This is a genomic window from Candidatus Methylospira mobilis, from assembly GCF_009498235.1.
Classification (GTDB): domain Bacteria; phylum Pseudomonadota; class Gammaproteobacteria; order Methylococcales; family Methylococcaceae; genus Methylospira; species Methylospira mobilis.
Genome location: NZ_CP044205.1, coordinates 1,756,442 through 1,781,094 on the forward strand (window position 1 = coordinate 1,756,442; position 24,653 = coordinate 1,781,094).

A 24,653-nucleotide genomic window follows, 5' to 3' on the forward strand; every position below is an offset into this window, starting at 1 on the left:
CGATTTGGGCTGGGGGAATGCGTTAAAAAATCGAATAGAACTCCGAGGTCAAGGCATCAAAATTTTGGTTCCGCTTTGCACTTCGATTCCCGTTTCTCTTACAGCCGACATAATGGAAGAGACGTCTGTTTCCACGTTAAATATACGTGCATTTGTCATTTCCACGCTGGCTTCAACCGTTTTGATATCGTTCTCGACGGCCTTGATGTCGTTCTGGGATGCTTTTATTTCGTTTTCAACGGTTTTGATATCGTTTTGCGCCGTTATGATGGCTACTTCAGCTGTTTTGATATCGTTTTGAACTGCTTTAATGTCGTTTTCCACGACCTTGAACTGGTTTGCCACGACTTCGTTCACATTTTCCTTAAAAGCCGTTTCACTCGATACGAACTTGAGTTTTCCGCCCAGATGCAGGTGAGTGGAATTGGCAATCCCTATTTCCAGCTTGGTGCTTAAAGATAGTTCCAGTATGGCGGCAATATGGGTGCTGGTTTTGCCGCCCAGGAAAACTTCGTTGTATAGCCCGCCGTAAAGCGCGGTATAAGCGCCTTCATATATTCCCGTGGTAGCTCCGGTCACATTGGTCGTCGATGCGCCCAAGGTATTGGAGATCGAAGAACCCGAGTTATTGGAAAGCGAGTTATTGCAAGTGTAGCTGAAGCTCCCGATGGTTTCGATGTGCAGGCCGTTTGCAGTGGGGGAGCGGGCGCCCAGGCTCATTCGGGTGTTCGCTGTCGGCGAAAACAGATGTATGCCTTGCTGTCCTTCGATATCGTGGAATTCGAGACTGTTTTGCCCGGCGGTTTGCAAGATCGCCCGCGTCTGGTTTTCGTTGTTGACGACGCTGGGCGTTGCCGAGTTGGTCACTGCGCCGATGATGACTGGCTTGTCGGGGTTGCCGTCGTGGAACGACAGCAAGACCTCGGTTCCTTTATGCAGAGGGAAATGCATGCCGTGAGTCGCGCCGGTGTCGTCTACTCCCGCGTAGGGAGTCGCCATACGTATCTGCGCTGAAGCTTTGGCCGCATTTTTTTCCGTCAGATCATACGGCAGCTGTACTTTATACTCTCCGTTTTCATTCAGTTCCGCGTATTTGCCGCTGCCTTCGGCGTCGATGAAGGCGTGCAGCGTTCCGTCGATTTTTGGCCAGGGATGCCGATGCGCCGGTCTGAATTGAATATCCGACGGGATAGCAGAAAAGTCGGCGAGATAGAAGGTATCCGTCAGTTCGTTATCCGGCAGCTGAATACCCAGGCCATCGAGCAGCAGACCTGCCTGCGAACCCCGGTGCGCGATCCGGGTGAGCAAATAACGCTGATTGAAACTGGGGCGATAATGGTTCGACAAATTGAACAAATAGCCGCAGCGCAGTCCGGTTGATGTCGATTCTCCGCTGAACTGGCGTGCACGGCAAATCAGCGCTTCGGCTCTGATGTCGGCCAGTTGCTGCGCAAGTTCGTTGTTGTCGGCATACATGCCGTAATAGCGCACTTCTCCAACGCCTTGCGCATTGACGATGGAAGACGCCGAGATTTGCAGCGCGGCCTTCTGGTAAAAATAGTTGGTCACCGTCACCTGTTTCGGCAGCGGTTGCGAAAACAGCTTGAAACTGTGTACGCGCCGGAGCTTGCCTTCGACGCCTTCCGGCTCTCCGGCGGGAATATAAACCATGCCGATACTCTGTTCCGGATGATTGCGCAGGTGGTTGCCGAACACCACTTGTTCGCCTGTTTCAGAAGGCGCGAACCACCAGTAAACGCCCAGATACTCGCACCAGCGTGATAGAAAGACCAGGTAGTTTTCCTTGAACTGGCAGGTGAAGGGTTGCATGGGATAGCCCGCGGATTGCAGGAATGACAGGTTGTAGTCCTTGCGGCTGAGTCCTCCGGCCGCGAGCAGGGTTTCCAGAAGCTCTCTCATGGTTTTGTTCAGGTATACCTCGGTCAGATGAAAACTGCCGAGTTGCCAGAGCCTGGGTTCAAGCACCGCCCGATAAAAGGTCCATCCGCTAATCTGCTGCAATTGCTCGAAGGCGGTCACGAGTCCGCAATACACGGCGTGATTTGACTCGCGACCTGTTTCTTCTCCTTCGTTCAGTCGAAACACGGCTTGCCTGCCCAGCAGCTTCTGCTCGTCTATATCGTTGTCGGTGGATGCCAGTAAAAGTTCGAAGCGATACAGCTCGCCCAGGCCTTCCTCACCCTCGAAACGGACGATGCAAAAGGTGTTTTCCGCAAAGTTATCCGCTTTAAAAGTAAAGCGGATTTGAAAATTGGCTGATAATAAGGAGGCGTTCATTGAGTAGGGTCTTCCATTAGTGTTTACAAAAAACGGTGCTCGTGCGGTTCTCGATAAAAAAACTCACTTTCGGATTTTGAGGGAACCACTCCGGCGGGCAGGAAGCCACAGGCGGTGTCGAGCAAGTGTCCTGACGAGGAAAAGCGGCCAAAAACGGTCAATATCACGCCCGCCGGCAGGGGCGATAGCGGTTGCCGTTTACACAACTGGTCGAAGCCGTCACTCGTGCCGGGTTACGTTATCATCTTCAATTAACGACGGCTGCTGCGTGTAAAGCTACAGACTCGTTACCAGCGATGAAGTTCCTGAATGGCGCATATGCCGGAGCTTGGGCATCGACAAGTCCCAGGCGTTGTCGTAGCATGTGGCATCCCGGGTCTTGAGGTGATCGTTCGTCAGCAACTGGACGCTGCTGTGCGCATTTTGCCCCCGTCCATCCCGCAAGCTTTTACAACTTTTCCGCTTCACGTATGACTAAAACATCATCACGATCACACTTGCTGCGCGATGCTCTACGGCAACGCATACTCTTTCTGGACGGCGCGATGGGCACCATGATCCAGACCTACAAGCTGGAAGAAAAGGACTATCGCGGCGAGCGTTTTGCCGACTGGCCGCACGATCTGAAAGGCAACAACGATCTGTTGTCGTTGACGCGTCCGGAAATCATAGGCGCGATACATCGCGCCTATCTGGAAGCCGGCAGCGATATTCTCGAGACCAATACCTTCAACGCCACGCGGGTCGCGATGGCGGATTACGGCATGGAAGCGCTTGCCTATGAAATCAACGTCGCTTCGGCGCGTCTTGCGCGTCAGGCCGCCGACGAGATCGAAGCGAAAACGCCGCACAAGCCGCGTTTTGTTGCCGGAGTGCTCGGGCCGACCAATCGCACCGCCTCGATTTCGCCCGATGTCAACGATCCTGCTTATCGCAATGTGCTGTTTTCCGGTCTGGTGGATGCCTATTACGAATCGGCGCGCGGTCTGGTCGACGGTGGCGCAGATATCCTGTTGATCGAAACAATTTTCGATACCCTGAACGCCAAGGCGGCCATTTTTGCGGTCGAGCAGTTCTTCGAAGACCTGGGCTACACCATGCCGGTGATGATATCCGGCACCATTACCGATGCTTCCGGGCGCACTTTGTCGGGGCAGACCACGGAAGCCTTCTGGAACTCGCTGCGCCATGTGCGTCCGGTTTCATTCGGCCTGAACTGCGCCTTGGGCGCGAAGCAGTTGCGCCAGTATGTCGAGGAATTGTCGCGCATTGCCGATACCGGCGTGTCCGCGCATCCGAACGCCGGATTGCCCAACGAATTCGGTCAATATGACGAATCTCCGGCAGCGATGGCGAAGGAAATCGCCGATTGGGCCGAGCATGGCTTTCTGAACATCATCGGCGGTTGTTGCGGCACCACGCCAGCGCATATCAAGGCCATACATGACGCGGTGGAGCATTATCCGCCGCGCGTGATCCCGCTGATTGCGCCGCAATGCCGTCTGGCCGGTCTGGAGCCGTTCAACATCGGCGCGGAGTCGCTGTTTGTGAATATAGGCGAGCGCACCAACGTCACCGGTTCCGCGCTGTTCCGCCGCCTGATACGCGAGCAGCAGTACGAACAGGCGCTGGCGGTGGCGCGTCAACAGGTGGAGAACGGCGCGCAGGTCATCGACATCAACATGGATGAGGGTATGCTCGATTCCAGGGCCGCAATGGTACGATTTTTGAATCTGATCGCATCGGAGCCGGATATTGCGCGCGTGCCGGTCATGCTCGACTCGTCGAAGTGGGAAATACTCGAAGCCGGTTTGCAGTGCATACAAGGTAAGGGCATCGTCAATTCCATTTCGATGAAGGAGGGCGAAGAAAGTTTTCTGCGCCATGCGCGTCTGCTGCGCCGCTACGGCGCCGCTGTGATCGTAATGGCGTTCGACGAACAGGGACAGGCCGATACCGAAGCGCGCAAGATCGCCATCTGTCATCGCGCATATGCCCTGCTGACCGGTATCGGTTTTCCGGCGGAAGACATTATTTTCGATCCGAATATTTTCGCGGTCGCCACCGGCATAGAAGAGCACAATAACTACGGCCTGGATTTCATTAACGCCACGCGGCGGATCAAACAGTCGCTGCCGGGCGCGCGCGTGTCGGGCGGCGTTTCCAACGTGTCGTTTTCGTTTCGCGGCAACGATACAGTGCGCGAAGCCATACATGCGGTGTTTTTGTACCATGCCATTGCCGCCGGCATGGACATGGGCATCGTCAACGCAGGACAGCTCGGCATCTATGACGAAATTCCTGTGGAACTGCGCGATGCGGTCGAGGACGTGGTGCTGAATCGACGCGCCGACGCCACCGAGCGGCTGTTGAACATCGCCGAGCGTTATCGCGGCGACGGCGCTCAGGCGGAAAAGAAAGAGGATCTGGCCTGGCGGGCATGGTCGGTCGCGAAGCGTTTGGAACATGCGCTGGTAAAAGGCATAGACGAATACATTGAGCAGGATACCGAAGAGGCGCGCACCCAGGTTGAGCGTCCGCTGCATGTGATCGAAGGGCCGTTGATGGACGGCATGAACGTGGTCGGCGATCTGTTTGGCGCGGGCAGGATGTTTTTACCTCAGGTGGTCAAATCGGCGCGGGTGATGAAAAAATCGGTCGCTTATCTGATGCCGTTCATGGATGCGGAAAAACTGGCGGGCGGAAATCAAGGCAACTCCAGCAATGGTAAGGTGGTATTGGCCACCGTCAAGGGCGACGTGCACGACATAGGCAAGAATATCGTCGGCGTTGTGCTGCAATGCAACGGCTTCGAAGTAATCGATCTCGGCGTGATGGTGGCGGCGGAAAAAATTCTGCAGACTGCGCGCGAAGTTCAGGCCGATCTGATCGGCTTGAGCGGCCTGATCACGCCTTCGCTGGATGAAATGGTGCATGTCGCGCGCGAAATGGAACGCCAGGGTTTCAAGGTACCGCTGTTGATTGGCGGCGCAACTACTTCGCGTGCGCATACCGCTGTGAAGATCGACCCCAACTACTCGGGGCCGACGGTCTATGTCACCGATGCCTCTCGCGCCGTCGGGGTCGCCGGCAGTCTATTGAGCGAAGAGCTGAGCGACGACTATGTTGCATCGATCCGCAAGGAATACGAAGAGGTGCGTCAGCGTCACGCCGGACGCAAACAACAGGCGCCGATGCATGCGCTGGAAGCGGCGCGCAGCCTCGCGTTTCACAGTGATTGGGAGGATTACACGCCGCCGAAACCGGTTTTTCTCGGAACCCGGGTTTTTACCGGCTATTCGCTGGCTGAAATAGCGGAGTACATCGATTGGTCGCCGTTTTTCCATGCCTGGGAGCTGGCGGGCAGTTATCCGAAAATTCTGAACGACGCGGTCGTCGGCGAGCAGGCGCGCACGTTGTTTAACGACGCCCAGGCGATGCTGAAGCTGATCGTTGAACAGAACTGGCTGGAAGCGCGGGCGGTGATCGGCTTTTTCGCTGCTGCAACGCAAGGCGACGACATTGTGTTGTACAGCGACGAGTCGCGCTCTAAGGTACTGACCAGCCTGCATAATTTGCGACAACAGCATGTCAAGCCGCCGGGGCAGCCCAACTACTGCCTGTCGGATTTTATCGCGCCGTTGGGGCAGGGCATTCCCGATTATCTGGGCGCATTCGCAGTCACGACCGGTCACGGCATCGAAAGCAGGCTGGATGCATTTGCCGCCAGTCATGACGACTACAGCAGCATTCTGTTGAAAGCGCTGGCCGACCGTCTCGCCGAGGCGTTCGCGGAATTGCTGCACGCGCGCGTGCGCCGCGAATTCTGGGGCTATGCGCCGGAAGAGCAGCTTGGCAATAAAGCGTTGATAAACGAAGAGTATCGCGGGATTCGTCCGGCGCCCGGTTATCCGGCCTGTCCCGAGCATTCCGAGAAAGCGTCCCTGTTTTCACTGCTGGATGTGGAGGCCGCAGCCGGCATCAGCTTGACTGAAAATTACGCGATGTATCCGGCTTCTTCGGTAAGCGGCTGGTATTTTTCGCATCCGAGCGCACACTATTTCAATGTCGGCAAACTCGGGCGCGACCAGGTAGCCGATTATGCCGAGCGTAAAGCATGGTCGAAACAGGATGCGGAGCGCTGGCTTGCGCCCAATCTGGCGTATGAACCGGAATAGGGTCTCCGGTGCTTGCGCTTTATACCACCGCCGGTTGTCACCTGTGCGAACAGGCTGAAGCGTTGCTGCAGCAGGCGTCCGGCGAAAAGCTGCTGGTTTGGCAAAGTATCGAAATAGCCGAACAGGACGAGTTGCTTGAGCGTTACGGGGTGCGTATTCCCGTGCTGAGCGATAGCGCATCCGGAGATGAACTGGGCTGGCCTTTTAGTGATCAGGAACTGATTGGCTTTCTGGATAAGCGCATTGTGTAGGGGCGCGCTTTAGCGCGCGATTGGACTCGGGGCTTAATGCAACGAGCGCGGGCTGTTACCCGATCGGGTATTGATTGGTTTGAATTGTTAATTAGTAAAATACACCATGAGCGACGACTATCGTATTGAAAAAGACAGCATGGGCGGGCTGAAAGTGCCTGCCGATGCTCTGTATGCCGCGCAAACCCAGCGCGCCGTGGAAAATTTTCCGGTCAGCGGTATTCCTCTGCCCGCTGACTTCATCCATGCCGTTGCATTGATCAAGCGCTGTGCGGCTCAGGTCAATCAGGATCTTGGCCTGCTGGAGCCCGGTTTGGCTGCGGCGATAGCCGTCGCAGCCGATGAAATCCTGGCCGGTAAGCATGCCGGTCAGTTCCCGCTGGACGTATTCCAGACCGGCTCAGGCACCAGCACCAACATGAATGTCAACGAGGTGATTGCGACGCTGGCGTCGCGCGCCGGCGGCCTGCCGGTCAGCGCCAACGATCATGTCAACATGGGGCAGAGCAGCAACGACACCATTCCGAGCGCTATCCATGTCAGCGCCGCCATTGCCGCGCACCGGCAGTTGATTCCGGCGCTGCAGCATCTGCATTCGGTGTTGCAGGCGCGCGCCGCTGCATTGCGGTCTGTCGTTAAAACCGGGCGTACGCATTTGATGGATGCGATGCCGGTCAGTCTGGGGCAGGAGATTGATGGCTGGGCGACACAGATAGCCAATGCGATAGAACGCCTGCAGGCCAGTTTGCCGCGCATTTACCGTTTGGCGCAAGGTGGAACCGCCGTTGGAACCGGTATCAACGCCGATCCGCGTTTCGCCGCGCAGATCGCCCGCAAGCTCGCCGAAGCAACCGGCATTCCGTTCGAGCCGAACAGTAGTTTTTTTGAAAGCCTGAGCGCGCAGGATGCGGCTGTCGAGCTGTCGGGGCAGTGCCGCACGCTGGCTGTCGGTTTGATGAAAATCGCCAACGACCTGCGCTGGATGAATTCGGGGCCGCTTGCCGGCTTGGGAGAAATCGAGCTGGCGGCGCTGCAGCCCGGCTCCAGCATTATGCCGGGCAAGGTCAATCCGGTGATACCTGAAGCAGTCTGCATGGTCGCGGCGCAGGTAATGGGCAACGATGCCACCATCGCCATCGCCGGGCAGTCAGGCAATTTTCAGCTTAATGTCATGTTGCCGCTGATCGCTTACAACCTGTTGCAAAGCTTGAGCCTGTTGGCAAACGCTACGCGGCTGCTTGCGGACAAGGGCATCGCCGATTTCAAGGTCTGCGGGGACAAAATCGATCAGGCCCTGGCGCTGAATCCGATACTGGTAACCGCGCTGAATCCTATCATCGGTTATGCAAAAGCGGCTGAGATCGCCAAGGCCGCTTATAAAACCCGCCGGCCGGTGATTGATGTGGCCGTGGAACTGACCGATATTCCCAGAGATGAGCTCAAGCGGCTTATGGACCCCGTCAAGTTGACGGGCGGTGGAATACAGCGCGTTTGAAAGCCTTTCTGCAGCCAAGCCGCGGTTGTCGAAACTGGGCGGCTTGTTGCTGTTTTTAATGAGGAAAGCCGCTTTTTCCATCTGATGTACCACTCTTGTTGCGCTTGCAACTTCCCACCCCGTTTTTTCCTCGCGTCTTTGGTGCACCGGCACCACCCGGTTAATGGTTCATAGTGGTTCATTTCATCTCTTTTTCGAGGAAATCATCTAGCGCTGGAGCGTAAATCCATATAATAACAATCTCTTGTGTTTATGGTATGTTAGTTGCATTGTTTATATTCGACATCAAAATTGGTTTCTAAATCAGCAAAAATCCTAACAACAGCCACGGTGATTTCCATGAAAATAGTCAATGACAAAATTAAGCGCTTGGTGGATTTCTTTATCGAAAAAATCAAGAACATAGCTGATCTTTGAGGCGGATCTGAATTTTAGGAAATTGCTTTGACGCCCGACGGAAAAACTGATCGGGAAGCTGCGGCTTCGTAACGCAGACTGTAGAATCAAGGCTTGATTGATGCGAACGGCGTTTCAATCATTTTTCCGCTGGCTGACCATCGCTGCGGTGTTCATCACGCTTGTCCGGAGAACATGCGCCTTAAGCCGCTCTCGATCGAATCTCGCTCAACGCCTCGACTAGCCTGTCGACCTTGGCGGACGGGAACACTCCTTCCGGTCCAAGCGGGTTGATGTCGATGAAAGGGGTCTGGTTCAGCCGGTCTATCTCCATGACGCCGTTCTGCGTCAATTCTTGGATGATGTAGTCGACGCACTCGATTTGATTCGGGGAAGCGGTTGTGCCGGTGATGAAGTCGCTGAATGCCTGCTTTGCCGTATCCTCTCCAGCCCAACCAGTGAGAGGATGAAAAGCCCTTGGCTTTGGTTGTCAGCCCTGGCGTTATCGATTAACGCCTGAGAGCCGTCCGGTTTCAGCAGGCGCAGGAATAAAGCCAGAAACAGCAGCTCGGATTGTTTGGTTTTGACGATGTCAAGCAGATCCCTGGCGGTGTTCTCGTAGTCCAGGGAACCTGCAAACTGTGGACTGGCTAGGATCAGCGAATATTTTTCTTCGTCCCCGGCATGATTCTGGGCCAGCGAGCCCCTTGTAGCTCTTAAGAAACATATCCCAAGTTATTGATAATATGTTTGTTTTTAAAATGCTTTTTAGGCGCCTTGTTCTGCAGCGACGAGTTTCATACCGAGCTTTTCGGCACGTTGCGCGAGTTGTCGTACGGTGCGTTCACGATAGCGCTCTTCATAATACTCCTGACCTTGATCGACGTACTCTTCACCTTTGGTCAACATCGCGTAGATCAATCGGGCCAGCTTGTGCGCCGCAGCAGTGACGGCCCTGGCTTTATCCATTCGCGCGCAGAGTCGTCGAAAGTACGCCCCCAACGCCGATTGACTCTTGCGCAGGGCGGCTGCCGCCATCCGCAATGCTTGCGCTGCCCGATTTGCACTGCGTTTGGTTTTTCCGCTCATCACTTTGCCGCCAGTGATTTTTGTGCCGGGACATAGCCCCAGCCATGAAGAAAAATGCTTGTCGGAGCGGAATCGCGACATATCGGTACCCACTTCCGAGACCACCACCAGCGCCGTGCTGACTTCAATACCGTCTATGCGGGTGAGGTCGACGCCGCACATTTTGAATAATTGTGTTCGTAAATCAAAGTGTGGTGCGTTGCGTGCACGGCTTTTTTTTTAACGGCTGCCGGTTCGCCGTCATGTCTCTGCAGACATTGTAACTGCTGCTCTATCTCCCCGTCGCACTCCGCCACCAGGGTGGCGATAAAATCGAATTGCGCCAGTGCCTGCTTGAGTGAAAACAGATGTTCCGAACGCCAGTTACCTTGCAGACTTTTGGCTATTTCGTCACTACTGGCCTGTATGCGCGCATTTTTCATCGCTGCCAGTACCTGTCCATCGCGTTCGCCGTCAACGATGGCGCGTAGAATTTTTTGGCCGGTCTCGCCGACCACATCGGAAATGACATTGGCGAGCTGGATGTTCATTTGCGTCATCGCTTTTTGCATGTGCTGTACGCAACGCGCCTGATTGCGCAGCAGCATGGCCCGTTGTCGCGTCAATGCGCGCAGCACGCACACTTCATCGGTCGGACGAAAAGCGCCGTTGAGCAATCCGTAGCTCATCAACTGCTGTAACCATTGGCAATCCAGTACATCCGATTTGCGGCCGGTTACATTTTTGACATGACGCGCATTCACCAGAAATACGGTGAAGCCGCGCGACTCCAGTAATTCGAATAAAGGAATCCAGTAAACGCCGGTCGATTCCATCGCCACCGTATCGATCCTGCACCGCGTCAGCCAATCGGCCAGGGCGTTGAGGTCGGAGGTAAAGCTGGGAAATTCGCGTACCGGCTCATCATCCCGGTCAGGCGGCACCGCTACAAAGTGAGAAGCGCTCCCGATGTCGACAGCGGCAGCGTTGGGGTAAGCGATGGTCAACGGCTCACCCGACTGGCCGGTTTTGAGTTTGAGATTGATTTTGCGATTGCCTCGGGCCATGCTTTGCTCCATGATTCGTTGAGTAAAGGTGGGCGCTGCATCGGGTACGTCGTCTAGCTCACTCTCTTAAACGGGATATCGGGTCAGCAGAAGAAAAGTGCTGACCCGATTCACCAATGTCGATGACGTCACCCAGGACCACGCTAACGTGCGGGCATAAAGCACCATTGCCATACCGGTCTTCCGCAACGCCGAAGTCAACTATGACACAATGCGCAGTATCGCAACACTGTTTCTTCGGCGCGATTTGCGGCCCGAGCCGATTAATTCGCTAACGTACGGGTTATCGACACAGTACAGGGCCATGTTCATGCTGCCGATGCGCAGCATGGTGTTGTCGAAGTCGTAGCGGTAGCCGCATGGGGTCAATCCAGGGCGGGCTTGCGGCGATTTTTTACGGCGTCCAGGCAAAGCCCGTGTAAACGTTATAAGTCGGACTGCTGGCGTTGGTGCCCGCTCCGGCATTGAAATACAGCGCAAGATTGTCGGTGACCGTCCAGATCATGCCCGCGCCGACGATGTTGGGCAGTTCGCTGACATTGTTTTGCGCCACTCGTGTGGATACGGTCTGAGTGATTACCGTGTTCTTTGCCACACAGTTCGAAAGAGTATCCGTCCGGTGATTGCTGTCGCAAACGGTCACGGGTTTGTTTACGGTCTGGGTTTTTGTGGTGTATCTCGAAACGCGAGGCAATGTTGAGCTGCCATACCAGCCGTTAATAAACACGGCCAAATCTTCGACAATATCTCGCTGCAACGCCCATTGAAAGGTAACGTCCCAATATTCCTGGCTAAGATCCAGCGGATCCTGATAGCGTGCGGCGCCGATGTTGTACTCCAGGTCGATATCCCAGGGCAGGCTCTGGTCGAAATTGAAGGAAAAGCTGGGTTCGGTGCCGTTGGTCAACCCGGGCGATCCCAGCCAGGTGGTTTGAACCGCCGCTTCGAAGCCCAGCGCGGGAATGTAGTATTGCCTCCATTCGTCCCATATATGTATTTTGGTATCGAAAGTCAGCGGCGCAAAGCCGATGAGTGCGCTGCCGTTGCCTTGCGCTTCGAGTCCGTTGGAGTAAAGCCGTAACTCCACGCGGTCGAGCAGGCCATAGCGGAAAAAATATCCTGATGAGTAGGTCGCCGGATTGGTCGCATAATCCGGAGTGTAATTAAACGGCGTTATTTCCATGTACAGTCCACCTTGCGGCAGCGTATAGGCGCTGTTCGGATAGTTGGCCATATCGGGGCCGGGAGTGCGTATATCCAGTTTGTCCCTGCCCTTGTCTTCTTCGCCTGCCGCTGCCTTTTTATCCGCAGATTGTTTGCTTCCGGAATCCGGCGCGCTGGTTTCCGAATCGAATGACGGGGTTTTTATCTCTTCATCGAACTTCCAGACCACATTGCCCTGAAAGGCGTTGATGGCGGTGCTTCCGCTATAGGTGCCGCGATAGCCGATTTCCAGGTTCAGGGCGTTGTTCAGGTGGGTGGTGATGCCGGCATTGACCAGTCCCGAGCCGATGCTGCTGTTGTTCTGAACCCCTTTCACGGTGAAATTTTGTCCGCCGATGCCGTTATAGTTGAGATACAGGTTGGGGTCGGGCTGGTTCATCATTTCGCGCACGCCTATGGCGGTGCTGGCGGTCCAGTCCAGGCCCCATGCCCGCCAGTTATAGTCGTAGCGGGTCTGGAAACGCGCGGCGACCATGGTGGCGTTCTGGCTGGGGACATTCAGACTCAGCGCGCCCAGGCCTGATTCGGTAAATCCACCGAGCTGGTCGTACACCGTTTGCAATGAGATGATTGGCGTCAGGCTGTGGCCGTTGCCGAAATCAACGGTCCAGGAACCGCGCGCCTCGGCGCTGATAATGCGCGCGAAGGTTTGCCCGGCGGCGGTGCCTATCGCGGAAGGGTTGCTGAAGTCCACCGGCCCCTGGGTATAGCCGAGCAGCAGGCCGATATGACCGTTATCTCCCACGTTCATGTCGGCGTAGCCGCCGACTTGCCACATCTGCGCGGACAGGGCGCTGCCGGTATTGTTGCGGTTGGCGCCGGCATTGACATAGCCCGCGGTCAAACCCAGATTCAGTCCGTCAAAGACCTTGTTGTCGGCGCCCACCAGAAACCCTCCGGCGCGCTGGCTGTATCCGTCGGCGTTGCCGTTGCCGCTGACGCCGCCGAAATTGCCTACACCGCTCATCCATAGATGCGGCGCGTTGGCCGGCGACTGGCCGCCCTGGGTCGCGCTCAGGCCCATGCGCGCATAGACCGGAGCCCAGGTGTCGGAGACGGCGTTGTAAAGTATGCCCGGCGCGTCGGCGTAGATTTCGCCGTCGATCTGATTCATTGCCGCGGCAAGCTGGCCGGCAGGGAGCTGGTACAGGCTGTTCAACTGGTTATAAAGACTGCCGGTGGCGCTCGGAACCGTGCTGTCCAGCACGGTTCCGACCTCGCGTTCGTTGGCGGTCTGCGCCATGTTGTGGAAATAGGCGTCAGGATAGACCGAGATCAGGATTTGCGGGTCGCTGACGTAAGTCAGATCGTATACTTCGCCGGCGGCCAGTCCCCTGACCCATACATTGGCGAATTGTCCCGACAGGGTGGCGTTGGGGTTGGTGCCGTTCAACAGGGTGTAGGTGGTGCGCAGATTGTTGCCGGGGCCGGTCGACATGCCGCTCGCCTGCACGAACAGATTACCGCCCGCCTGTACGCTGGAGCCGCTGACGGCGAGCTGGGTATTGCTGGTGGGGGTGATGCCGAAGGCCAGGGTGCCGTTCGATGTTTGCGCGAGGTTGCCGTTGAGCGTCGTCGTGCTGCTGACAGTGGCGGCGCTGCCGATCGGGACAGCAGCGGAAGATTGAACAAAGCTGGTAGCGGCGGGTGTTCTGATGTCGCCAAGACTGAGCGCAATGGCCGAAGAACCGGCCGACACGGTGCCGCTGTTGTTCAGATTGCCGTTCAGTATGCCCGCGCCATAGAGACTGCCGCTGTTGGCCAGTCCGTTGGCGATGCTCAGCGTGGTATTTGCGCCCAGCGCCAGGATGCCGGCATTGTTTGCATAGGCTGTGGCCATTTGCATCTTGGAGCCTTCGAGTATCAGTGTGCTGCCGGAGTCGACCTGTAACGATCCGATGCTGACGCTGTTGCCGGAAAGAACGGTTGTTCCCGCTCCCTTAAATGTCAGGCCGCCGCTGCCGTTGATGGTGTCCACATAGCCGGCTGCGCCGCTATTCACGGTAGCGCCGGAGGAGCCGATATCCACAGCGCCGTTGACGGTATTGGATCTGTCGAAAACCAGCGTGCCGCCGGCGATGCAACCGCCTGCAAAGGGCGACGAGATTTGATTTCCGCAGACGCTGCCGTCATTGCCGGATGACGACAGACTTAAGCCGCAGCACAGCAGGGCGATCACTGCATGTCCCGGTGCGCGCGGCTTAAACGACGGATGGTTAACCTTTGGAAAAAGGCGCACTGGGAATAGCGAAAGTAGTTGGGGTGACCGCATGGCAATCCGTCTGATCAGGCATAACTTCGCTGAACCCCAGGGTCGCGGGAAACATGTTTAAAATTCCGGCCGGTTATTGTGTGGCGCGCAATGAACTGGTCGCTCTGTAAGTGCCGGGATTATGCGAGCAACGTGAGGGTAAGACCTCTCCTGTTGTAATGATAGCCTGTTCCGGCTGAACCGGCGTCTACGTTTTCATCGGCCGACGTATCGACTTCAACTTCAAGGCTGATCAGGGCGTCCAGGCGAATCCGGCGTAAGCCTGAAAAGCCGGACTGCTGGCGTTTGTGCCTGCCCCGGCATTGAAATACAGCGCAAGGTTATCGTTGACCGTCCACATCATTCCTGCGCCGACTACGGTAGGAATATCGTTGATACCGCTGCGGGCGGCCAGACTGGTTACGTATTTTGTTGTTACGGTGTTTTTGGTTATGCAGTTAGAGAGCGTATCGGTTTTGTTGTTTTCACTGCAAACCGTTACTGGGGTGGTTACGGTTTTGCTTGTCGAAACCCTTCTTGGCGTGCGCGGCAGGACCGAGCCGTTATAGGTGCCGTTGATAAATACGGCTACGTCTTCGATAATGTCGTGCTGAACCGCCCATTGGAACACGAATTGCCAGGATTCCTGCGATAAGTCGATTGGATCCTGGATGCGCGCGGTGCCGAGGTTGTACTCGAAGGCGATATCCCAGGGCAGGGTCTGGTCGAAGTTGAAGGAAAAGCTGGGTTCGGTGGGGCCGGTAAGGTTGGGCGATCCGAGCCAGGGGGTTTGCACCGCCGCTTCGAAGCCCAGCGCCGGGATGAAATACTCCTCCCACTCATCCCAGAAATGTATCTTGGTATCGAAAACCAGCGGAGCAAAACCGGTCGTGGGACTGCTGCCTCCCTGCATTTGGAGGCCAGACGAGTAAAGCCGCAATTCCACGCGGTCAAACAAACCATAGCGGAAAAAATATTCGGTTGAGAAGGTTTCCGGATTACCCGGGGTATCGCCGACATAATTGAAAGGCGTCATTTCGATGTAAAACCCGCCTTGCGGCAAGGTGAAGGCGCTGTTCGGATAGTTGGCCAAGTCCGCGCCGGGAGTGCGTATATCCAGTTTGTCCCTGCCCTTGTCTTCTTCGCCTGCCGCTGCCTTTTTATCCGCAGATTGTTTGCTTCCGGAATCCGGCGCGCTGGTTTCCGAATCGAATGACGGGGTTTTTATCTCTTCATCGAACTTCCAGACCACATTGCCCTGAAAGGCGTTGATGGCGGTGCTTCCGCTATAGGTGCCGCGATAGCCGATTTCCAGGTTCAGGGCGTTGTTCAGGTGGGTGGTGATGCCGGCATTGACCAGTCCCGAGCCGATGCTGCTGTTGTTCTGAACCCCTTTCACGGTGAAATTTTGTCCGCCGATGCCGTTATAGTTGAGATACAGGTTGGGGTCGGGCTGGTTCATCATTTCGCGCACGCCTATGGCGGTGCTGGCGGTCCAGTCCAGGCCCCATGCCCGCCAGTTATAGTCGTAGCGGGTCTGGAAACGCGCGGCGACCATGGTGGCGTTCTGGCTGGGGACATTCAGACTCAGCGCGCCCAGGCCTGATTCGGTAAATCCACCGAGCTGGTCGTACACCGTTTGCAATGAGATGATTGGCGTCAGGCTGTGGCCGTTGCCGAAATCAACGGTCCAGGAACCGCGCGCCTCGGCGCTGATAATGCGCGCGAAGGTTTGCCCGGCGGCGGTGCCTATCGCGGAAGGGTTGCTGAAGTCCACCGGCCCCTGGGTATAGCCGAGCAGCAGGCCGATATGACCGTTATCTCCCACGTTCATGTCGGCGTAGCCGCCGACTTGCCACATCTGCGCGGACAGGGCGCTGCCGGTATTGTTGCGGTTGGCGCCGGCATTGACATAGCCCGCGGTCAAACCCAGATTCAGTCCGTCAAAGACCTTGTTGTCGGCGCCCACCAGAAACCCTCCGGCGCGCTGGCTGTATCCGTCGGCGTTGCCGTTGCCGCTGACGCCGCCGAAATTGCCTACACCGCTCATCCATAGATGCGGCGCGTTGGCCGGCGACTGGCCGCCCTGGGTCGCGCTCAGGCCCATGCGCGCATAGACCGGAGCCCAGGTGTCGGAGACGGCGTTGTAAAGTATGCCCGGCGCGTCGGCGTAGATTTCGCCGTCGATCTGATTCATTGCCGCGGCAAGCTGGCCGGCAGGGAGCTGGTACAGGCTGTTCAACTGGTTATAAAGACTGCCGGTGGCGCTCGGAACCGTGCTGTCCAGCACGGTTCCGACCTCGCGTTCGTTGGCGGTCTGCGCCATGTTGTGGAAATAGGCGTCAGGATAGACCGAGATCAGGATTTGCGGGTCGCTGACGTAAGTCAGATCGTATACTTCGCCGGCGGCCAGTCCCCTGACCCATACATTGGCGAATTGTCCCGACAGGGTGGCGTTGGGGTTGGTGCCGTTCAACAGGGTGTAGGTGGTGCGCAGATTGTTGCCGGGGCCGGTCGACATGCCGCTCGCCTGCACGAACAGATTACCGCCCGCCTGTACGCTGGAGCCGCTGACGGCGAGCTGGGTATTGCTGGTGGGGGTGATGCCGAAGGCCAGGGTGCCGTTCGATGTTTGCGCGAGGTTGCCGTTGAGCGTCGTCGTGCTGCTGACAGTGGCGGCGCTGCCGATCGGGACAGCAGCGGAAGATTGAACAAAGCTGGTAGCGGCGGGTGTTCTGATGTCGCCAAGACTGAGCGCAATGGCCGAAGAACCGGCCGACACGGTGCCGCTGTTGTTCAGATTGCCGTTCAGTATGCCCGCGCCATAGAGACTGCCGCTGTTGGCCAGTCCGTTGGCGATGCTCAGCGTGGTATTTGCGCCCAGCGCCAGGATGCCGGCATTGTTTGCATAGGCTGTGGCCATTTGCATCTTGGAGCCTTCGAGTATCAGTGTGCTGCCGGAGTCGACCTGTAACGATCCGATGCTGACGCTGTTGCCGGAAAGAACGGTTGTTCCCGCTCCCTTAAATGTCAGGCCGCCGCTGCCGTTGATGGTGCCGGAGAACACATCAATACTGTTGTTGTTGATGGTGCCGTTGCTGCTGCCGACCGTGATGGCTGCGTTGCTGGTCAGATTGGCGGTAGTGAGCAGCGTGCCGCCGTCGAAGTTGATTGCGCCGCTGCCGAGATTATTTGCGTTGCCGATGGAGAGAGCGCCGCCGCTGATGTTGGTGCCGCCGCTGTAGGTGTTGCCGGCGCTGAGTATCGTCGTGCCGTCGCCCTTGGCGGTCAAAGCGCCGCTGCCGTAGATGACGCCGCTGATGATGTCCACATAGCCGGCTGCGCCGCTATTCACGGTGGCGCCGGAAGATCCGATATCGACAGCGCCGTTGACGGTATTGGATCTGTCGAAAATCAGGGTGCCGCCTGCAATGCAGCCGCTTGTAAAGGGAGGCGAGAGTTGGTTTCCGCAGGTGTTGCCATCGCTGGCTGAGGCGGGCAGGCTTAAGCCGCAGTACAGCAGGGCGATCAGCGTACGGCTCGGAACTTTCCGGTTAAACGGCGGATGTTTAACCGTTAAAAAAAGGAACCGTGGAAATAGCGAAAGTAGTTGGTGTGGCGGCATGGCTAATTCGTCAGATCAGGCATAATTTCCCTGAAATCCCTGATAGCGGGAAATTCGGTGATGATTCTTGCCGGTTGTTGCGTGTCGTGCAATGAGATGGCCAATGTGTGGATGCCGGCATGGCGCGCCGAGCGTAGCACAGAAAGACTGTCGTCTACCATGAGCGCTCGTTCCGGCTGAAACGGCTCCATCGTATTTAGCCGCTCCCAGAATTGCGGGTTTTCCTTTGGCAGTCCCAGTTCGTGTGCAATGACGATTTGATCAAACCAATGGCGCAGCTTTGTTTTTTCCATTTTCAGCTCAAAGCTTTTGGGGTGCGCGTTGGTTACCAGTACCAGCCGTTTTTTCTGCGCCTTGACCGCGCTCAGAAAATCTACGACATAAGGCAACACCTCGATCAGTTCGGCCAATTCGCGTTTCAATGCCGGAACATCCACCGCCAATTGTTCGCTCCAGTAATCGAGACAGTACCATTCGAGCTGCCCCTCGAGTTCCTTGAAGCGCGGCCTGAGCACCTCAAGCGCGCTCTCGAAATCCAGTCCATGCCGTTCGGCGTAACGTTGCGGAAGGCGTTTTTTCCAGAATTGATTGTCGAAATTGAGGTCCAGCAAAGTACCATCCATGTCGAGAAATACACTGTCGATCTGATTCCAGTTTATCATTGTATATAATCGTATATTCAGGAGTGTCCATGGAAAATGAGAAAGTATGGAACTATGCTTCAGGGGCTATTATTTTGCCAGAAGAGAAACCGGTCATGTCTTATTCAGCACGCCACTCAGCTCCGCACCGCGAGGAACCCCGCGCATTATTGGAAGCCGTCACTTCCTTGGTTGTCCTGGCGGGAAATAAATCGCTCGGATTCTATCATACTGATTTTAGTGTCGGTATCAAGCAGGATGGTTCGCCGGTAACGGAGGCGGATTTGGCTGTGCATCATAGTCTGGTTGGCGGGCTCACCGCCATGGGACTGGGTTATCCCATCCTTTCCGAGGAGTCCGCCGCTACTGCTTACAGCGAGCGCATGCTATGGACACGCTACTGGTTATTGGACCCGCTGGACGGCACGCGCGAGTTTATCAATCACAACGGCGAGTTTACCGTCAACGTAGCACTGATCGTTCATGGCAAGCCTGTGCTGGGCGTAGTCTATACCCCAGTAACCGGCATAATGTATTTTGCCGCGGAAGGCTGCGGCGCTTTCAAGCGCGAAGGGCAAGGCGTCGCTGTCCCGATCAGCGTTAAAAAGCCGGCAGACCAGATCCCGGCGGTCGTAGGCAGCCGTTCGCATAAAACGCCGGAATTAACGCGCTATCTGGAGCGTTTGGGAGCGCATAGGCTGAATTCTATCGGCAGCTCGCTCAAGTTCTGCCTGGTTGCCGAAGGCGCGGCTGACGTTTACCCGCGCATGGGGTTGACTTCCGAGTGGGATACCGCTGCCGCGCAGTGCATCGTCGAGCAGGCGGGGGGAATGGTCGTCGATTTGCGCGGAAATCCTTTGCGCTATAACTCGAAAGAGTCGTTGCTGAATCCATGGTTTCTTGTCTTCGGTGATAACGAAGTGGAGTGGCTGCGTTATGCGGAAGGATTGGAAGGGGAAGGCAATCCGGGCCTGAAGGGCTGACTCTGCTTTTATTTTATTGTAATATATTGAAATTTATTATGGCTTTAGGCCCGCTCCAGCAGGGCCTAGTGCTGTAGCGTAGTTTGTTGCTTGATGATTTTAGGCGTAATAAAAATCAGCAGCTCTTTCTTGTTGTCTTGCACGGTGTTTCTTCGGAACAGAAAACCCAGGCCGGGTAAATCGCCCAAAAAAGGCACTTTGTCGGTGACATTGTTTTTGGTTCCTTCATAAACGCCGCCCAGCACGACGGTTTCTCCGTTATCGACCTGAACCGTGGTGGCGATTTCCCTGCGATCGATCTCGATTTGGCCGCTGGGAGTTGGTAGCCCCGGCGAGTCTTTCTTGATCAGCAGCTCCATCAATATGGTGTCTTCGGGAGTGATGTGAGGCGTTACATTCAGTTCCAGGACGGCTTCTTTGAAGACGGTATTCGGTATGATGGTGCCGGTTCCCGCCGCTGCCGATTGATAGGGGATTTGTACGCCCTGCTTGATGGCGGCGCGCGTCTGGTCCGAAGTGATCAGCCTGGGCGTCGATATGATTTCGCCGCGTCCTTCGATCTGGGCTGCGGACAGTTCGAGATCGAGGAGGTAATTTCCCGCCTTGATCAGTGTAAATCCGAACTGGCCTCCTGCCGCCGCCGCTAATGTCGAACCCAGATCGACCAGCGCATTCCATGAGGCCGTGGTGCCTGTCGGCGATGCGCTTGCCGGCGTCGGCGTAGGGTTCGATACCAGCCGCGCGCCGAGTTCGCGCGTAAAATCGTTATTGGCGACCACGATGCGCGACTCGATCAAAACCTGCTTGACCGGCACATCCAGTTTTTTGATTAGAGCCTTGATTTTTTCACTGTTTTTAGCGGTTTCTATCAGAATCAACTGGTTGGTGCGTACGTCAATGCTGATATGACCGCGCCCGGACAGTAATGATTGCGTTGTTTCCTGCCTGACCTGCCGGGCGGCTTGCGGTGTGGTTGCCGTTTGCTCCACCCCGTCGTTTTCATTGCCGGACGCCGCGATTTTTTCCACGGTTCCCAGCAATACCGTTTTGATATCTTCGGCGCGCGTGTAATTGATCTGGATGATTTCCGTTTGGAGGGGCTCAATTTCGTCCAGGGATAGTTGCGCTTCAAGCGAATTTTTTTCGAACTGGTTGATTTCGCTTTGCGGCATGATCTGGATGATGTTGCCCTCTTGTCTCTTGCCGAGCCCCTTTGACTTCAAGACCAGATCGAGCGCCTGATCCCAGGGTACGTTGTTCAGCCTCAGCGTGACATTGCCTTGCACCGAGTCGCCGGCAACGATGTTGATATTGGTGAATTCGGCCAGAACCTGCAGTACCGAACGTATCGGAATGTCCTGAAAATTCAGCGATAGTTTCTGTCCGCCGTATTCGCGGTTTTTCGTCCTGTTTTTTGCCTGACTGGATGATGTGGCGCGTACGTCCAGCACGAATTGTTTTCCCGATTGCCAGGAGGCATATTCGAAAGGCGCCGGGCCGGGGAACACCGTTATCCGGACGCGGCGCTCGCGTCCGCTTATTTCCAGCATTTGCACCGGCGTAGCGAAGTCGATTACGTCCAGCGTGTGCGCCAGTTGCGGCGCTACGCCGGCGTCCGGGAAAGTCAACACGATTTTATGATCTTCCTCGCGCACGTTCGCCGTCATGCGCGCGTCTTCCAGGCCGACGACGATACGGCCTGCTCCGTCCGGGGTTCTTTGAAAATCGATGCCGGTCAGCGACGGCAGATCGTCGGCGGCGGGCATATCGCCGGTCTCGCGCTTTTCCTTCAGAAGGACGCTGATCGTATTTTCGTGCGCGCGCAGTTCGTAGGACAATTCGCGTTCCAGGATGATCAGCACGCGGGTGCGCCTGTTGGCTTCGATAGCTTGTATGCTGGTTAAGCCCCGGGTGTTGATTGCCATCTCGGGTTGAGCCAGTTCGCTTTGCGTGTCGAAGAGGTCGAGGACGATGCGCGCCGGATTTTCCAGTGCAAAAGCGGAGGGGATGACGGCATGGCTGTCCAGTTGCAGCTTTATCAGTACGCTGCCGCCGGGGTGGTGTTCGGTGTCGATGGCCAACAGTTTAGTCTGCGCATGCGCGTTTCTTGCGGCGCATAACAGCAAGGTGAGCGCCAGTATACGGATGAGACGGTCACGTTTGCCTTGTGTCGCTTTCATGGTTTTTTTTCGCCGCCTCCGCTAAGAACTTGCTGATTTACCCTTTCGGCCGGCTCTGACCGAACGGCAAGCTGTTGGCTCCGTTCGCGCTGAGCTTCCCGGTCCTTGGACGGAAACGCGTTATCCTGCGCTTCCCTCAGCGTCAGTACGCTTCTATGTTCCCGTAGCGCGCCATTGATGTCGGCGATGTTTTCGCTGAGTTCGATTTTATCCTCCCGTATCGTATCGACTTTTCCTCCATGCGCGCCGAGCGCATCGCCGACGCGCACACGATACAGCTTTCCATCCGGGGCCACGATCAGTCCCCATCGATTTTGGCCCTGCATGAGGGTTCCGGCCATTTTGAGCGTATTCAACTCATAGGATTCCAGTGCGCCGGACTCACCCGACGGAACCGCTTTGGCATGCGCCATGGTTGCAAAAGGGTCGCGTAATTGTTCGATATCGATGCGGACAGGGGCTGGAGCTGCGATAACCGGTAATGGTTCGGCATGGAAAACAGGTTGTTTGCGTATGGCGCCCATTTGTTTTTCCAGGCTCGCCAAATCGTCCTGTACGCATCCGGCGACTAGCAATATCAGACCGGAACAGATGTTTTTTCCGGTAATCCAGTCTGGCGCTTTCATTGCGATTCCTGTTTCGTCCCAGGGGCGTCCTCATCCTGCTGGCGGTAGGTTTTAATTATCGCTTCCATAGTCAGATTGCGGTCAGGGCCGGCGTTTTCCGCGGTATTGGGTGTAAGCCGGATTTCGTGAATACTGGCGATATGCGGTATGGACGCCAGTTTGGCGACAAAAGCCGTAAACCCACGGTAATTGCCGGTAACGCGGATTTTTATCGGCAGTTCGATATAGATATCCTGCTTGATTTCAGGATTGAGATTGAATAATTCGAACATCAATCCGTTATTAACGCCGATTTGTGTAATATCAGCCAGGAAGCGGGCGATTTCGCCGCTACGCGGGAGCTGGGAAACCACCTGCGCCAGATAATCGTCCATTTCGTTCAGTTGCTGTTGGTAAGCATCGAGCATGGCGGCTTGTCTGGCATTAGCCGCAAAAGCGCCGATAAGCCTGCTTTCGCTGTTTTTCAGAGCCAGTAACTCAGCCCATGCGGGCTGAATGCCGACAAAATAAAACAGCGCTGCGAGAGACAAAACCGCGGCGCTCAGCGCTGCGATTCTGCTGCGCAACGGCCAGTTGCCGATATGCTGAAAGTCGATGTCGATAGCCGTAAGGTTCATGGCGTAGAACGGGCTCCACCCGGTGCATCGGATAAGCTGATATTCAAGGTGAAGCGCTTGCCGCGCGGCGGCAGCGTTTTGTTTTCATGCGCGGACTCGATGATGTCGAGCAAAGGCGTATCCAGCCAGGGCGAAGCTTCGAGCCGCTTGATGTAGCGTGAAACACTGGTGTTGGATGCCGCTATGCCGGAAATTTTCAGCGTTTGGCCGTTTTGTACAATTTGAGTAAGCTGTATATCTTCCGCCGCGGTACGCGCAAGCGCTTCGAGCAGATGAGCAGGCTGCAGGCGTTGTTGTTGCAGCTGCCGGATGGCGGCTATTTTTCCCAGCAGATTTTTACGCGCCGCATCGACGGCCTGCAGCGACTGAATGTGGCGGTTAAGTGCGAGGCTGGCTTCGTTTATATACTGGTTGCGCTGTTTCTGGCGGGTCAATGCGGCGTTGAGATATTGCTCGCACAGTATCAGCGTCAATACTACCCCTATCGATGCGGCAATGCCGCCCTGCAAAATCCGCCGCTCACGTTTCTTGCGCAGCTCGGCGCGCCATGGCGATAGATTGATGCGAGCCATTTACGCGATCGCCCGCAGGGCAAGCCCGCACGCTGTTGTCAGCGATGAGGCCATGTCGTGCAACTCGTTACGGTCGATGCGGCCGTCGAGCGCCATGGCCTTGAATGGGTTGCTCAACAGGCTTGCCAGCTCCAGTTCATTGGCTATCCGTTGATCCAGCCCTTTGCAGGCGCGTCCTCCGTTAAGTATCAGCAGCTCTATGTGATGGGCGTGGCCCGATGTTTGAAAAAATTGCAGGGAACGCCTGATTTGCTGGGTCAACCAGGTGAAAGCGGCGGCTGCCTGCGGTTCGTTCGGCGCAATGCCGAACGGTTCTTCGCGGCTGTAGACGGTTTTACCGCTTACGATGACCTGGAACACCAGAGCCGACGCCCCCATGTCGGCAACCGCAACCGTAGTGTATGAGGCTGTTTGCGCGCGTTGGCGCAATAGCAGTTCTACCGTGTTTTCGACGGCGTAGGTTTCGACATCGACCACCGCTGTTTTCAGCCCAGCCAGTTCCACCGCCGCCATGCGGTCTTCGACCGGTTCGATACGGGCCGCTACCAGCCGTATGTCCTGCGTTGCGCCGCTTTTACCGATGCTTTCGAAATCGTAGCGGATTTCATTCAAAGGGTAGGGAAGGTAGCGCTCCGCTTCGAGTTCAATATGCGCTTCCAGTTCATCGGCGGCAAGATCGGCCGGCAGCGATATGATTTTGCTGATGGCCGCACTCGCTGGCACGGCTACCGCCGCCTGTTTGGTGCGCGCGCCCGACTGTTTCCACGCCTGCGCAATTGCAGCGGCGACCAGTTCGATGTCGATCAGGGATTTATGATGTATCGCCCCCGGAGGCAATGAGACGCAGGCGTAGTGCTCGACACGAAGCGATTCCTGCGCCTTGCCCAGCGCCAGCACTTTGATTGCGGTGGAACCGATATCTATGCCGAGCAGTTCGGGTTTTGCCATGCTGAGAGGGTTCATGCCGTATTCCCTGATTCAAGACTGCTTACATGTTATCTTACACAGAGCCTGCCGTAACCCTGTCAAAATTGACAGTGTGGGTGATTTATTTTTGCAGTGTTAGTACTGTATGAATAGTTGTTATTTATTTTAGTAATTGAAATTTATTGTATAAATTTATTGTATGAATTTATGTGATGGCGTTTGACATGCATTTTTGTTGCAGTTTGATAAGTATG

13 protein-coding genes and 2 pseudogenes are annotated in these 24,653 nt (G+C 56.0%); 4 read left to right on the plus strand and 11 right to left on the minus strand.

The window, feature by feature from the left end:
- Window positions 1-48 precede the first annotated feature (48 nt).
- Complete coding sequence (locus F6R98_RS07765; RefSeq protein ID WP_153248525.1) at window positions 49-2,298, minus strand: type VI secretion system Vgr family protein; 2,250 nt, start codon at window positions 2,296-2,298, stop codon at window positions 49-51.
- A 470-nt stretch (window positions 2,299-2,768) separates the two neighbouring features.
- Here F6R98_RS07765 and metH point away from each other — a divergent pair, with 470 nt between their 5' ends.
- The 3 genes from metH to F6R98_RS07780 all read left to right on the plus strand — a co-directional run bounded on the left by metH (window position 2,769) and on the right by F6R98_RS07780 (window position 8,222).
- Entirely contained in the window at window positions 2,769-6,476 is a 3,708-nt protein-coding gene (gene metH, locus F6R98_RS07770) for a methionine synthase (RefSeq protein ID WP_153248526.1), read from the plus strand.
- An 8-nt stretch (window positions 6,477-6,484) separates the two neighbouring features.
- Window positions 6,485-6,727 (plus strand): glutaredoxin family protein, encoded by a 243-nt coding sequence (locus F6R98_RS07775; protein WP_153248527.1) that lies wholly within the window; start codon window positions 6,485-6,487, stop codon window positions 6,725-6,727.
- A gap of 106 nt (window positions 6,728-6,833) precedes the next feature.
- Window positions 6,834-8,222, plus strand: coding sequence for a class II fumarate hydratase (locus F6R98_RS07780; RefSeq protein WP_153248528.1), 1,389 nt, complete (start codon window positions 6,834-6,836; stop codon window positions 8,220-8,222).
- 598 nt (window positions 8,223-8,820) lie between these two features.
- Here the strand turns inward: F6R98_RS07780 and F6R98_RS21960 are convergent.
- From F6R98_RS21960 to yrfG, 5 genes and pseudogenes are all read right to left on the minus strand, one after another.
- Window positions 8,821-9,051 (minus strand): annotated as a pseudogene (locus tag F6R98_RS21960) (type I restriction-modification enzyme R subunit C-terminal domain-containing protein); the annotation flags it as partial.
- A 335-nt stretch (window positions 9,052-9,386) separates the two neighbouring features.
- Window positions 9,387-10,753: pseudogene (locus F6R98_RS07790) on the minus strand (IS110 family RNA-guided transposase).
- A 394-nt stretch (window positions 10,754-11,147) separates the two neighbouring features.
- Window positions 11,148-14,156, minus strand: coding sequence for an autotransporter outer membrane beta-barrel domain-containing protein (locus tag F6R98_RS07795; protein WP_194270184.1), 3,009 nt, complete (start codon window positions 14,154-14,156; stop codon window positions 11,148-11,150).
- A 325-nt stretch (window positions 14,157-14,481) separates the two neighbouring features.
- Window positions 14,482-17,853, minus strand: coding sequence for an autotransporter domain-containing protein (locus tag F6R98_RS07800; RefSeq protein ID WP_153248531.1), 3,372 nt, complete (start codon window positions 17,851-17,853; stop codon window positions 14,482-14,484).
- Window positions 17,854-17,855: 2 nt separating this feature from the next.
- Window positions 17,856-18,515 carry a GMP/IMP nucleotidase gene (gene yrfG / locus F6R98_RS07805; protein WP_153248532.1) on the minus strand — a complete coding sequence of 220 codons (660 nt, stop codon included), beginning with the start codon at window positions 18,513-18,515 and terminating at the stop codon, window positions 17,856-17,858.
- Window positions 18,516-18,544: 29 nt separating this feature from the next.
- On the opposite strand from yrfG, the gene cysQ reads away from it, so the two are divergent.
- The gene (cysQ, locus tag F6R98_RS07810) at window positions 18,545-19,477 is read left to right on the plus strand and encodes a 3'(2'),5'-bisphosphate nucleotidase CysQ (RefSeq protein ID WP_228125161.1); all 933 of its coding nucleotides are present in this window, start codon (window positions 18,545-18,547) and stop codon (window positions 19,475-19,477) included.
- 65 nt (window positions 19,478-19,542) lie between these two features.
- On the opposite strand, the gene pilQ is transcribed toward cysQ, so the two are convergent.
- From pilQ to pilM, 5 genes are read right to left on the minus strand one after another with little or no spacing between them, the layout of a single operon-like run.
- Window positions 19,543-21,657, minus strand: coding sequence for a type IV pilus secretin PilQ (gene pilQ / locus F6R98_RS07815; protein WP_153248533.1), 2,115 nt, complete (start codon window positions 21,655-21,657; stop codon window positions 19,543-19,545).
- A complete protein-coding gene (locus F6R98_RS07820; RefSeq protein ID WP_153248534.1) occupies window positions 21,654-22,283 on the minus strand; it encodes a pilus assembly protein PilP in 630 nt (209 codons plus the stop codon). The genes pilQ and F6R98_RS07820 overlap by 4 nt, the downstream gene beginning before the upstream one ends.
- Window positions 22,280-22,900 carry a type IV pilus inner membrane component PilO gene (locus tag F6R98_RS07825; protein ID WP_153248535.1) on the minus strand — a complete coding sequence of 207 codons (621 nt, stop codon included), beginning with the start codon at window positions 22,898-22,900 and terminating at the stop codon, window positions 22,280-22,282. The genes F6R98_RS07820 and F6R98_RS07825 overlap by 4 nt, the downstream gene beginning before the upstream one ends.
- Window positions 22,897-23,472 carry a PilN domain-containing protein gene (locus F6R98_RS07830; protein WP_153248536.1) on the minus strand — a complete coding sequence of 192 codons (576 nt, stop codon included), beginning with the start codon at window positions 23,470-23,472 and terminating at the stop codon, window positions 22,897-22,899. The genes F6R98_RS07825 and F6R98_RS07830 overlap by 4 nt, the downstream gene beginning before the upstream one ends.
- The gene (gene pilM / locus F6R98_RS07835) at window positions 23,473-24,435 is read right to left on the minus strand and encodes a type IV pilus biogenesis protein PilM (RefSeq protein WP_153248537.1); all 963 of its coding nucleotides are present in this window, start codon (window positions 24,433-24,435) and stop codon (window positions 23,473-23,475) included. It lies immediately after the preceding gene.
- Between the last annotated feature and the right edge of the window lie 218 nt (window positions 24,436-24,653).